This window comes from Iodobacter violaceini, assembly GCF_011601265.1.
GTDB classification, from domain to species: Bacteria; Pseudomonadota; Gammaproteobacteria; order Burkholderiales; family Chitinibacteraceae; genus Iodobacter; species Iodobacter violaceini.
The window spans coordinates 465077-477929 of record NZ_JAAOLX010000002.1 but is presented as its reverse complement, the minus strand read 5'-3'; the positions used below and the strand labels follow the sequence as shown (position 1 = coordinate 477929).

Sequence of the window (12853 nt, the reverse complement as noted above, 5' to 3'; positions counted from 1 at the left end):
CAGACTCAAAGGAGAAAAAAATGAAAAAATTAAAGACGATGCTGGCGATGTTGCTGGGCTTCTGTATGCTCTGCACCCCCGTGGCGCAGGCTGAAACCATGAAATCCTTGCGTGGCAGCGAGGCCGTGAAAGGCGACGCGCCTTCTGAAAACTATCGCTGGGAAAAAGACCGCAAGCCTTTGCCAAGGCAGTTTGTGCAGCAGCCGCCGCTGATCCCGCACACCACCAAGGGCTATCTGATTACCAAAGAGTTTAATAAATGCCTTGATTGCCATAGCTGGGACCGCACGGCAGATACGGGCGCCACCAAGGTATCGATTACCCACTTTAAAACCCGTGGCGGCACCGAGCTGACCAATATTTCGCCGCGCCGTTATTTCTGCCAGCAATGCCATGTACCGCAAACGGATGCCAAACCTCTGGTTGGCAATACCTTTAAGCCCGCGACCGGCATGGTTAAGTAAAAGGACTAAAAAATGAGCGATGAAAGCAAGCCCTCATTCAAAGCGCGGCTTTGTGCGCGAATAGAAAAGCTGCGCAGCCTGCGTATTGGCTATATCGGCGTGATTGTGGCGTTTTTTGTGGGGATTATCTTCTGGGGGGGCTTTAACACTGCGCTGGAAATGACCAATACCGAGAAATTCTGTTTAAGCTGCCACGAAATGGCCAGCAATGTGTATCCGGAATACCAGGAGACCGTGCACTACACCAATCGCTCTGGCGTGCGTGCCACCTGCCCGGATTGCCATGTGCCGCACGAATGGGGCCCAAAAATGATTCGTAAGCTTGAGGCTTCCAAAGAAGTGTGGGGCAAGCTCACCGGCTTTATTGATACGCGTGAGAAATTCTTAGATAAGCGTATCGAGCTGGCGCAGCACGAGTGGGACAGGATGAAAGCCAACGATTCCAAAGCCTGCCGCAACTGCCATAACTACGAATATTTTGACTATATGGAGCAAAACACCCGCTCGGCTAATGCCCACCAAAAAGGCTTATCCGAAGGCATGACCTGTATCGATTGCCATAAAGGCATCGCCCATCATTTGCCCGCCGTTAATCAAAACGTAGGACCCGATGGCAAGGGTGTAAGCAAAGACGTGATGCATCCCGCATCGCCTAAGCCCGCAGTAAAGGCAGAAAACGCCAGCGATGAAGAGATTGCAGGGACGCAGTAAGCGCAGCACGCCGCACTCTTAATTAAAGGCATGAGTTTAGTGTGTAAAAACGGGCATCCGCGGATGCCCGTTTTTTTCATTTGCATATTGCAAAAGCATGTACTTTATTAAGATACGCCCGATATATGTTTACGGCATGCTTTCACTCTGGTAAATTCACTATTCATCCGATAACAAGATATCCACGAATGTTCCGTGCGACCCCTTATTTAGCAGCCTGCTCTGCTGATGCATCTGTGAAGACTCCCCACTAGCCTTTACCAGGCAGGGCCGTTTGCGGCCATCTGTTGCAATCCAAACCGCTGGCGTTTCTTAGGGCTCAGCTTGTGCTGTGGCGCGTGTTGCGCGCTGCTAAGCCTGCCCGCCCCGTCGTGATCGCTCAGGCAATCGCATTGCTCAGGCACGGCGTGCGCCCGGAGCTTCCTGCTGTTTGGGTCTTATCCCCGCTCGTTTGCCATTGCCCACCGATGCGGCAATGCTGGCGGCTGCGTATTGGAATGATGATGATTAAATTATTAATGTCTTCCCGCTGGTATCTGTGGTTTACCCTTTCCATCTTGATTACCAGTATTGGCTCCGGATTAACCGCCGTGGCGGTCTTTGGGGCTTTATCCAAAACGGCGGCAAATCCATCTGATTTTGCGCTTACCTTTTCAATGTCGGTGGTGCCCACGCTATTCAGCTCTGAAATGGGCAAGTATCTGGGCAAATGGTACAGGCCCTTTTCTGTGCTGATTGCCGCCGAAATAGCCGGTGCATTGTCTTTATTACTGCCTTTTTATGCGCTGGAAACAGGTAATGTGCAGATGCTCAGCATGGCATTAGCCCTGCCGGGGCTGTGTACCGGGCTGGCGGTATCTGCTTACCACCTTATCAATAAGCGCGGCTTTGGCGAGGCAGACTATTTGCATCTGGCCAGAATAGAAACCATTACTTTTTCTGCAATTGCCATTGTGGGCACGGGTATCGGCGGGGTGCTTTATCCTTTACTCAGCAGCCAGCTCTATTTTGCAATTGATGCGCTCTCTTATTTATTATCGCTTGTGTGCTTGCTCTTTGCCCGCTCTTTAATTGTGGATGCAGCGCTTGATCGTATTGATCAGGAAACAGTTGTGAAACTGCGGTTTTTCTCTTTGAGGCCAGATAAAAAAGCCATCTTAATGATCATGCCCATGCTGACTTTGATTGCGGCACCAGCCATGGCCCTGCTGCCGGTAAAGGGCATGGAATTTAATGATTTTAAAGTGCTGGGGCTGATTATTAATCCCGTATTAATTCTGCTCTTTGCCCGCTGCCTTGGCCAGTTGATTGGCCCGCTGCTGACCAGCCAAAGTATGATTGATCGCGTATTTCACTCTGCACCGGGTAAATCTTTACTGGGCCTGGGTTTTTTTCTGATGTATTTATTTGCGTTTTATACCCGCTATTTACCTTTGCTTATTCTGGCGGTGATTCTGGCCCATATTTTTTCGAATATTTTATTCGCGGTGTCTTATTCCACCATGCTGACTTATTTTTCCGAAGATGAGATTGGCGCTGCATCGGTATTTTCTTACCAAAGTACTACCCTGATTCTGGCTTTAATGTCTTTGCCGCCAGGTTTTTACGCTGATCAATATGGCCTGGTGTCTGCCATGCTGATTTTTTCTTTTCCGGCCGTTTTATTGATGATGGCGGTGTTTGGCCGTCTTAAGCCGGTGCAGGAATTGAGTGTGATCTCATAAGCTGATTTATTTATTTTCTAAAGAGCAGGGGGCCGGTATGTTGCTGGCCTCTCTGTTATTTAACTTGCGGTCTGGCATCAGGCGGGTTTGGTAATTTCTTATTTACAATCAAGTACTAAGTAGTAATACTTACTAATTTAGTATGAAATATTGTTAATAATCACAAGCTTTTGTAATTATTGCGACGGGGCGCTAAATCATCGGGTAATCTGCGGCATTGATAAAATAGTGGAATTACCGTGGGCCCCGATCAGCTACTTGCTTCCTTTGCCGCCGCTTTTTCTCAAAACCAGCGTTTAATCTCTTTGCAACTGGGCGATGGCGCAGCGTGGGGCGAGTAGCTTTTACCTCAGCGCGTAATAGGCAGCGAGGGGATTAATCAGGCTTATCGCTATCTGATTGATTGCCTCTCATCCGATGCGGCCTTAGAGCTTAAATCGCTGCTTGGCCTGCCGGTTGTTCTGGCAGTGGCCGATGCCAATGGCGATATAATCGAGCGCTGTGGCGTGATCTCGCAGGCGCAGCTTTTAGGCTCGGATGGCGGCTTCGCTAAATACTCCATTACCGCAGAGCCACCATTCGCGCTGCTCAGATACCGCCGTACTTCCCGCGTATTCCAGGATTTATCCGTCCCCGATATAGTGAAACAAGTCTTGGCTGAGCATCAGGCCAAAAACCCTGTGTTTGCCTCGGTACAAACGCTGGATTTCAAACTATCAGCAGAATACCCGCCGCGCTCTTACTGCCTGCAATACCGCGAAGATGACTACGCCTTTCTGTGCCGCTTAATGAAAGAAAGCAGCCTGGCCTGGCGCTTTGAGCATTTGGCCGGAGATACACCTCAGGTTCAGCTTATTGTATTTGATGATGCCTTTGGCCTGCCCGAAGCAGCAGAACCGGTGGTGAGATTCCACCGGGCGGACGCCACAGAAGAAAGCGATTCGCTCACCGGGTGGAACAGCCAGCGGCAAATTGGCAGCAGCTCGGTAGCCCTTGCCAGCTTTGATTACAAAGCCGCCAATACCAGCCACAGCTTAAGCGACAGCGCCATTGATCAGGGCGATGGCGGGCAGCAAATACAATCCAGCCTCGAATATTACGACCCGCAAACGCATTATTACGCCAGCGATTCGGAGCAGCTCAGCAATGATGCCAGGCTGCGTCAGGATGCTTTAGACGGGCAAAAGAAATCGTTTACCGGCTCTGGCACATTGCGTGCCTTGCAGGCAGGGCAGTGGTTCCGCCTGGAAGATCACCCCGCGCACGAATGGGATAGCGCAGAGCAGCGCGAATTTGCTATCACTGAGCTTAAATTCACCGCAAACAATAATTTACCGCCTGATTTAACCCGGCAACTTGGTATGGTCGCACCCGGCCTGCTTGCCACTTCGGGTAAAGATAACCCGCCTTACCAAGCCGATTTCACCGCCCAAAGACGCGGCCAGCCCGTGCTCAGCCATTCGGGCGGGCAAGAATTTACCAAGCCCACCAGCCCTGGCCTGCAAACTGCCACGGTAGTGGGCCCTGCCGGATCAGAAGTCCATACCGACGAGCTGGGGCGCATCAGAATTCAGCTGCACTGGCAGCGCGTTCAAGAGCACCCCGAGTTTGGCGCAAACCTGGATGACAAATCATCATGCTGGATACGCGTTGCCGCGCCATCGGCGGGTGCAGGATGGGGGCATCAGTTCATCCCGCGCATCGGCCAGGAAGTGACAATCAGCTTTATTGAGGGAGATATCGACCGCCCTATAGTCACTGGTGTGGTCTACAACGGCTCACATGCAACGCCTAGTTTTAGCGGCGCAGGCGCATTGCCCGCCAACAAAACGCTGTCTGGCATCAAAACCAAAGAGCATGAAGGTGGCCAGTATGGCGAGCTGCTGTTTGATGATACAAAGGGTGAAGTCCGTACCAAATTATCCAGCGAACACGGCAAAACCCAGCTCAACCTGGGTTATCTGATCCACCCAAGAACCGACGGCAAGGGCGAGCCACGCGGTGAAGGCTTTGAATTACGCACCGATAACCAAGGTGCAATCCGCGCCAACGGTCTGCTGATCAGTACCGAAGCCAAAAGCGGCGCCAGTGGCAAGCAACTCGACCGCAGCCCCGCCCAAAGCCAACTTGAATCCGCCCTTTCACTAGCCCAAAGCCTGGGTGAAACGGCCACCAACCAGCTTGCCGACAGCATAGAAACCGGCGAAGGCAATACAATTAATCCGGACAATAGCGCGGGTGACAAAAACAACCAAGGCCATCTACATCACCACGTCCACGCCAGTAAAAGCCTTGAAGCAGGCACAAATACGGATAAAGACAGTAAAAGCCAGTCCGAAAAGCAAGCAGGCCAGCAGAACATCATTCTGCTGCACGGGACCGACGGCGTGGCTATCACCAGCCCACAAAGCCAAACCCTCACCGCAGGTACTAACTTAGATCTGGTCGCCCAAAGAGACACCAACCAAACTTCTGGCCGCCGCTGGATTCACAACGTCCGCCAGAACATCAGCCTGTTTGTGGCAGGGGTAAAAGACAAAGTTGCTTTAAAACTGATCGCAGCCAAAGGCAAAATCCAGTTACAAGCGCAAAGCGATGATATTGAAATTACGGGTGATAAAGACCTGAAAGTGACTGCTTGCAAAGGGCTGCTCAGTATTTCAGCTAAAGATGAAATTTTAGTTACGGCGGGTGGCGGGTATATCCGGCTAAAAGGCGGCGATATCGAGATTCACTGCCCAGGCACGGTCACGGTGAAAGGCGCTAATCACGATATAAGCGGGCCAGCGAGCTTAACGCCCCAATTTGTACCCTTTGTTAAAGCTAAGGATTGTTCACAAAAAATGAAAGATGCCGCTGCGGGCGGTGCAGCCGTTCTTTGATACACAGGCCAAAATTAATGCAAAACACAGCACTCTTTGACCAATGGCCTCCAATGGCTATAGAACCGACTCATATTGCGCAGCTGGCAGCACAAATTGGATCGTCAAAACAAGACGGCGCTCTTTATCTGCTGATTGATCCCATGCTGGGCGAGCCACGCCCCCTGGATGGCGGACCAGATGCTGAGCCACCAGAAAACACGCCTGCTCTGCAAGACTCCCGCACAGCAGCGTGGGATGGGCGAAGCATCACCATGCTGACTTTTAACGAGCCGCCTTTACCCTATGCTCAATTACCCTATTTAGTGCAATTGCAGGGCAAAGAAGACCCATTATTTGCTGAGTCTATTCAGATTGCATTAGAAAATAATCTGGTACTGCTGGAGAGAGGCTTTGGCGGATTGCCTGTATGCGCCTGGCTACAAAGCCATGCGAGTAGCGAAGAGCTGGCAGCTTGGCTGGCCAGAATGATGCAGCAAAGAATAAAGGGGCAAACTGGTAAGTGTTATTTAAGAGCAGGCGACCCCCGAACATTGCCCTTACTTTTAGCGCTGCTGGGCGAAGAGCGTATCAGTCTGTGGCTTGGGCCTGTTTCCAACTGGTATTTTTTATCTGTTGACGGCAGAGTCACCCATCTACAAAGCACCGGGGGCAGCCAGGCAACGCTGACATTAAAACCCCATGAAGCAGAAACCATACTCGATGCTGAGGCAATTAACCGTACTTTAGCGCAATGGTATGCCACACGATCAGCCCCCTATGCTCAGATGTTTTTAAATGCACGGCTATGGGTTAAAACGGCCAGGGAATCGGGCTGGCCGCAAATCGATGATCAAGTGGCCTTTGCCCTCTATGCGGATCGATATCCGCAGTTTTGGCAGCACCCGTCCATGGGCGCCATTTTTAAAAACGCCAAAGAAACTCAAACGCCTTTAAATACCGCCTTGGCTGAGATCACAGCAGGCCAATGGGATCAGATCATTTTGCACTTACCACCTAAAGAAAACCAATGACAGATACCTGTAGAGCATGTGAAAAAAGTGGCCTGCCTATTCTATTGGTGCGCCCTTCTGTAATTGCAAACAAAGCAGATTTGCAACCCCCCGGCAGTGCAAAGCTGCTTTCGCACGCCATTGCGCAAAAAGCGGCTCAGCTTGCTACGCCCAAGCAATCGCGTTATGTACTGCGAACCCTGCGCCGGGGCTATTTATACGTGTTTTATGAAACACCGCCAGCAGGCAAAAAAGATGGCTGGGATATCTATCGTATTACACCAGAAGGGGCGCTTTACTCTGCCTCACATCCCTCCTTTTATTTAGCAGAGCCTTTTTCTTGTAAGAAATCCGGCCATTTGCATAAAGTGCGTTTGCTGACGATTCCCCAAGCGCATAAAACGGGGAAAATATGGCTGGCTTATAGCGCCAACTTATGGAATGACACGCTAAAAAAAGCGAATCAGGCCAATCCAAAAGTCATGCAATGCCTTGATGTTAAAGCCTACTTAGATAGTGGAAAAGCACCAGACAATGCCTTTGTTGCCAAGGCAGAAAGCCCTGGGAAATTTGTTGCTGAATATGCGCTGAGCAATGTAAACCCAGGCAAAGATGCGGATCCCTACTTCCCCTTTAAAGGCGAAGCAGGCGCGCTGGATCAACTGAATGGGCATATGCAGCAATTGGGCAATATGCACCCCAAGACCAAAGATAAAGGCCTTGTGTTTGCTCTGCCAGACCCAGTAGCGGTTTCTGCCGAACTCAATCACTTGCGCATGCGTGCGCTTGTGAGGAAGAGTGAATATGCAGTCACCTACAGCCGGGGTGTCTTATGCTCAGGCTTACTTATTGGTTTAAAGAAATGCATCGGTGATGATCATTATAAGAAGACTGGAACCACCTTATTTGATGGGGCACAAAGACGTATAGGCTCAATGAATAAAGCGCTATATGACAAAAACAAACTTAACCCCTCTTTTCGACCTAGCCTAAAAGACACAGTATGGAAGCCAACTCATGCGGGGCAGCCTGTTACACCAGCAAGTATGGGAGAGGTTTATCAGCTGGAAGATGATGAACTTCGTAAGTCGAAGGCTAATGAGCGCACCCAAACAGACTGGGCAAAACTAAGTACTTATTTTGATGAGCCAAAACGTGCGCAGTTTATGCTTGAGTATGATAAAAAAATGGCTGAGATGGATCAGATCATCATCTCATACGATGATGATTACGTCGCAGCATCTCAAAAAAACGTGACTGATTGTTTTGCCCTGCATTTTGATGAAAATGACCCGAACGATCCTAAGCAAACCCACCATAGTGCGGGGGCTTGCTATAGCGAGGAGGCTTTTCATGTTTACGGCGGGGGCAGCTTGGGCCCTGGCAGCGCTGAGCTTGCATATAAACAGGCAATCAAAAAAATTAGTGAGCAGGATGCCGTGATGCTGCGTGCACAGCTTTCTAATCAAAAATCGCTGTTTGAATATGTGGCCGAAGATAATCAGGCCAAAACCTATAATTTGCTCAAAGACTTACTTATGCCACAGCTTAGCCCTAAGTTTAGCTGGCTGAATGAGGCGGTCTTTGGCTTTCATCAGGGCGTTTCTACAGCGCTAATTGGTGGGGCGGTTGGCTACGCGAGCGAGCACAGTAGCATTAAAATAATAGAAGGTAAGCTACTGGGCATGACTTTGCTTGGCCAGAATATGGAGCACATTCTGGCTGGAGTGCTTAATAAAACCAAGATCAAGCCTCGGCCCCTATTAGTCAGTGTGTTCTTGCCTTTTGACGAGGCGATTGCATTACTTGTGAGTAAGCGTTATACGCCAAGTAAAAAACTGATGAATAAAATGCGCAATCAAAGCCTGATTGAGCTGCATGTGATCACCGATACCGATAAGCTGAAACAGGCAACACAAAGCGCCACTGCATTCAAAGACGCTGAAAAAGTCTCTTTGAATATCTCAAAGCTTAATTTAACAGCAGAAGGCGTAGCGGGGATACAAAAGGTATCGGCAGATGATTTTGGCAAAATGTTTGCGCAGCAAAGCCATGTGGCAGAGCAAGCTAAAGAAGCCTTATATAGCTCAAAAGAAAATACCTGGCGTGGCGGTAAGGCAGTATTTATTAAGGCAGAAGGCCGCATCGCCATCGGCTTTTTATCCCTGCAAATGCTGGGCTTAAATGGCAGCCTTAAATCTTTAGCTGCTGCCAGCCCCGAAGATCAAAAAGCTTTGCGCGATGCTTGGTTTGGGATTGCCAGTAATGGCTTGGGGGTGGTTGGGGCTACAGGAGATATAGCAGGTATTGCTGCCGCACAATTTGCGAAGCATGGTGCTCTTACTATGGTACTGAAAACCATAGGTGGTGTAGCAGGTTGGGGGGCTTTGTTGGTCGATAGCGCACAGGCATTTGTTTTTTATGGTGAACAAAAAGCTAGCCATAACAAAGCTGCAGCTAATGCTTGGTTTGCGACAGGGTTTTTATACGGCGCAGGTGGTTTGGCAGGTATAGGGGCAACAACTGAAGTCGTGATTAAATGGGTGACAAGAAGAGTTATTGTTTCTACAGCAGCTGTGGTGGCCGAAGAAGGGGTGATTGCAATTTTGGGTATTAGTTTAACCGGCTGGGGTTTGATTTTGCTGGGGCTGGGCGTGCTTGCATACTCTGGTGCAGGAATGTTAACGCCAAAAAAACTGCAAGAATGGGCTAGAGATTGTTATTTTGGCTCAAACAATGCGTTTAAAACGGCACAGGATGAAGAAAAAGCCTTAATGAATCTTTTAGTACCTAGTACTCCAACTAAGGATAAAGAATTAATTCAGGCTATGCCAAGACCTGATCGCCTTATTGAAGATAATTCAATTTCATATCGTAAAGCTTAAAGCCCATGACACCTACTGACTCAACAACAGCCTATCGCCTATTAAAGGGCGAATACCCTCCCGGCATTATTGATGTATCTAGCATTGGTATTGCAGCATACCTAAGCAAAGAAACGACTAAGCGGTGCAAAGGTAGCAGCTTGAACGGCGTTAAAACGATTTACCCAGAAGCCATTGAGCTGGCGAGTACAACTCATTATCAAAGAGGTTTGGTCACCTTATTTTCGCTACTGGTTTTTTTTGGGGGCTTACCCCTTATGTCATACGCTTTGTATGTCTGCTTGTTTGAATTGGAAATAGAAGGACTATTTACTTTTTTATTTAAATTTGTTTTCCTTATTCTTAGTGGTTTAGGTGTGTTTTATGCACTTCATATTGGGCTTTATCAGCTTAGAGCTGATATGTTTTCCCTTAAAAACGATAGCTTGATTTTTGATAAGAAAAAGCAAAAAGTTTATAGAGTTTTTCGTGACACACCAGGGCTTATTGATTATATAAGAAAAAGTTTTAAAAAACGCAATCCATTTTATGCTTGGCACACCGTGATTGTTGAATACGATTGGAATTCATTAATATTTGTTTATGTTTCAAAAGTTGTTATGTTGGGGCAATTACCTTCGACGGTTCACTCCCTAGGTGTGGGGATTAAAGATCCTGATTTTGCACAAAAAAAAGCGGCAAAAAGTGACCATGATAAAGCCTGGGATCAAATGCTAAAGCACGAAACAATACCAGACTTTGTTGATTTCTTTACCATTGGCAACCCATTGGTTATGAGTGAATATTCCGTGCAGGCATTATGGGCCTATCTGCATGCCTATATGGAAGAAAACGGCCCAGCCTTGCCTGCTGGCGAGTCTTTAGCCGAGGCTGCCCCTAATAGTTGGTGGCAATCTATGGGGTGTATTGGCCCATATGGCCCAAAAATAAAAAAATGGAATCAGGACCACCCTATTTTTGTAGTGATCTCCTTTTTGTTTTTCCCTATCTTTGGCCCCTTGTATTTACTCTGGGGCACCTTTAATTGGCTTTCGCATAAGACCGCATTCGAAGCCCCATTTCCCCCAGAAATCCGTGCCGAATGGGGAGAGCCAGTACTGCCCAAAAAATAAGCCTTTGCATTGCTATCGCCTTGTGCGATAGCAGCAAATAAAGCAGAATCGCTGCAATTAGCTTAACGATTCAATTCCATCTAAAAAATAAAAGCCCATGACTCCAACGGCAACAAGCACTGCTTACCGTGTACTGCAAGGTGAATACCCGCCAGCATTGATCAATGCATCCAGCTTGGGCAATGTCACATATCTGAATAAGAAAACAACCACGCGGCAAAGTGGCAGTACGCTGAGCGAAGTTAAAACGATCTATCCAGCTGCCATTGAGCTGGCCAATACTACTCATTATCAGCGTGGCCTTTTAACTATGTTTGCAATGCTTGTTATTTTTGGTTTTTTTCCCGTAATGTTATATGGCACTTATATTGGACTATCGTTGTTTTCAGCAGCAATCTTTGATCTAGATGTGGTGCTTTTCCTAATGGTGAGTTTTGGGCTGATAATCTGTATTTTAAGTGTATTTTTCTCATTTCATCTCGGCATTTATCAACTTAGAGCCGATATGTTTGCACTTAAAAACGACAGCTTGTTTTTTGATAGGAAAAAGAAAAAAGTTTACCGTGTTTTTAGAGATTTACCTGGTCTTATTGAGTACGTTAGAAATAGCTTTAAAAAACGTAATCCATTTTATGCATGGCCTACCGTAATTGTTGAATATGATTTGGATTCTTTAATATTTGTTTATGTTTCAAAAGTAGTGATGCTGGGGCAATTACCCTCGACGGTTCACTCCTTGGGTGTAGGGATTAAAGATCCTGATTTTGCACAAAAACAAGCGGCAAAAAGTGACCATGATAAAGCTTGGGATCAAATGTTAAAGCATGAGGCCATACCAGATTTTGTTGGTTTCTTTACGATTGGCAATCCATGGGGTGTATTGGCCCATATGGCCCAAAAATAAGAAAGTGGAATCAGGTGTAGAAGTTCAGGCCTGATCTGACAGCCCCCATTTTGATTGGTGCCGGATTGTCAGATTAGTTTAGATTGTCGACCTTCTCCTTCCAGAGCGATTTTCCTTCTAATAACGTCTGCAGCGGTGTCCGGCCGCAGCACATTTTCCCTTGATGTGTACGCTGGCGGTTGTAGTAGTCCAGCCATGCATCCAGATCAATTTGCAGTTCGTCTAGTGACTGATACAGCTTACGCCTGAAGGTCACTTGGTAAAACTCTTGCAAAATAGTTTTATGGAAGCGCTCGCAAATGCCGTTCGTTTGTGGATGTCGCACTTTAGTTTTGGTGTGCTCAATCTCAGTGATCGCCAAATACAGCTGGTCATCATGCGTTTCGGCTTTGCCACAATACTCCGTACCACGGTCGGTCAGAATACGCAGCATCCCCATTTCCTGCTCGGCAAAGAACGGCAGTACCCGATCATTGAGTAAATCTGCCGCTGTGATGGGCGTCTTAGTCTTATACAGCTTGGCAAAGGCCACTTTGCTATAGGTATCGACAAAGGTCTGTTGGTAAATGCGCCCCACACCTTTGATCGTACCGACATAAAACGTGTCTTGCGAACCCAGATAACCAGGGTGAGCCGTCTCAATTTCGCCATGTGCGACATCGTCATCCTGCTTGCGCTCCAGAGCTGCAACTTGAGCCTCACTCAGTATGATTTGCTGTTCGGCAACCTGCTTCTCCAGAGCCTGCAAACGCTGTTTGAATGACGCCAAATCATGCCTGAGCCAGATTGAACGCACACCAGAGGCAGAGACAAAAACACCGCGCAGCCGCAGTTCGTTACTGGTGCGTACTTGTCCATGTGCGGGCTGTTCAGTGGCATAGGCAATGACGGCGGATTCTATTGCCTCATCGACTCGGTTCTTGGGATTGGGTTTGCGGCGATTGGAGTCGAAGAGTGCTTCGACACCTCCGTCTTCAACCGCATGTTGATAGCGATAAAAGGTATCGCGCGACAGCCCCATCATTTTGCAGGCTTTGGATACGTTCCCCAGTTCGGTGGCGAGGTTGAGCAAGCCGATTTTGTGCTTGATGAAGTTTTGGTTTAAATTAGCCATGGGGTTACTCCTGCGCTTGCGCGCTGTTTTGAATAAAGATTCGCACCTCTATCAAAACGGGTAAC

9 protein-coding genes are annotated in these 12853 nt (G+C 48.1%); 8 read left to right on the top strand and 1 reads right to left on the bottom strand.

Translation table 11 applies throughout. From position 1 onward, the window contains the following. Positions 1-20 precede the first annotated feature (20 nt). The 8 genes from HA050_RS05775 to HA050_RS05740 all read left to right on the top strand — a co-directional run bounded on the left by HA050_RS05775 (position 21) and on the right by HA050_RS05740 (position 11674). Positions 21-464, top strand: a complete 444-nt coding sequence (locus HA050_RS05775; RefSeq protein WP_205836304.1) for a nitrate reductase cytochrome c-type subunit — start codon at positions 21-23, stop codon at positions 462-464. Between the two features lie 12 nt (positions 465-476). Further along, positions 477-1175 (top strand): NapC/NirT family cytochrome c, encoded by a 699-nt coding sequence (locus tag HA050_RS05770; RefSeq protein ID WP_166823228.1) that lies wholly within the window; start codon positions 477-479, stop codon positions 1173-1175. A gap of 326 nt (positions 1176-1501) precedes the next feature. Further along, positions 1502-2899 carry an MFS transporter gene (locus HA050_RS05765; RefSeq protein ID WP_166823225.1) on the top strand — a complete coding sequence of 466 codons (1398 nt, stop codon included), beginning with the start codon at positions 1502-1504 and terminating at the stop codon, positions 2897-2899. A 359-nt stretch (positions 2900-3258) separates the two neighbouring features. Further along, positions 3259-5781, top strand: a complete 2523-nt coding sequence (locus tag HA050_RS05760; RefSeq protein WP_308418890.1) for a type VI secretion system Vgr family protein — start codon at positions 3259-3261, stop codon at positions 5779-5781. A 53-nt stretch (positions 5782-5834) separates the two neighbouring features. Beyond that, entirely contained in the window at positions 5835-6794 is a 960-nt protein-coding gene (locus HA050_RS05755; protein ID WP_166823222.1) for a DUF4123 domain-containing protein, read from the top strand. Further along, entirely contained in the window at positions 6791-9658 is a 2868-nt protein-coding gene (locus tag HA050_RS05750) for a T6SS effector BTH_I2691 family protein (RefSeq protein ID WP_166823219.1), read from the top strand. The genes HA050_RS05755 and HA050_RS05750 overlap by 4 nt, the downstream gene beginning before the upstream one ends. Before the next feature lie 5 nt (positions 9659-9663). Next, positions 9664-10770, top strand: coding sequence for a DUF6708 domain-containing protein (locus HA050_RS05745; protein WP_166823216.1), 1107 nt, complete (start codon positions 9664-9666; stop codon positions 10768-10770). 97 nt (positions 10771-10867) lie between these two features. Beyond that, positions 10868-11674, top strand: coding sequence for a DUF6708 domain-containing protein (locus tag HA050_RS05740; RefSeq protein ID WP_166823214.1), 807 nt, complete (start codon positions 10868-10870; stop codon positions 11672-11674). A 73-nt stretch (positions 11675-11747) separates the two neighbouring features. Here the strand turns inward: HA050_RS05740 and HA050_RS05735 are convergent, their stop codons facing one another. Continuing rightward, positions 11748-12788 (bottom strand): IS481 family transposase, encoded by a 1041-nt coding sequence (locus tag HA050_RS05735; protein ID WP_166823211.1) that lies wholly within the window; start codon positions 12786-12788, stop codon positions 11748-11750. Between the last annotated feature and the right edge of the window lie 65 nt (positions 12789-12853).

Bases quoted from the DNA above. Each gene is read 5' to 3' on its own strand.
- HA050_RS05775 (WP_205836304.1), top strand. From the start codon at position 21: ATGAAAAAATTAAAGACGATGCTGGCGATGTTGCTGGGCTTCTGTATG.
- HA050_RS05770 (WP_166823228.1), top strand. From the start codon at position 477: ATGAGCGATGAAAGCAAGCCCTCATTCAAAGCGCGGCTTTGTGCGCGA.
- HA050_RS05755 (WP_166823222.1), top strand. From the start codon at position 5,835: ATGGCTATAGAACCGACTCATATTGCGCAGCTGGCAGCACAAATTGGA.
- HA050_RS05750 (WP_166823219.1), top strand. From the start codon at position 6,791: ATGACAGATACCTGTAGAGCATGTGAAAAAAGTGGCCTGCCTATTCTA.
- HA050_RS05745 (WP_166823216.1), top strand. From the start codon at position 9,664: ATGACACCTACTGACTCAACAACAGCCTATCGCCTATTAAAGGGCGAA.
- HA050_RS05740 (WP_166823214.1), top strand. From the start codon at position 10,868: ATGACTCCAACGGCAACAAGCACTGCTTACCGTGTACTGCAAGGTGAA.
- HA050_RS05735 (WP_166823211.1), bottom strand. From the start codon at position 12,788: ATGGCTAATTTAAACCAAAACTTCATCAAGCACAAAATCGGCTTGCTC.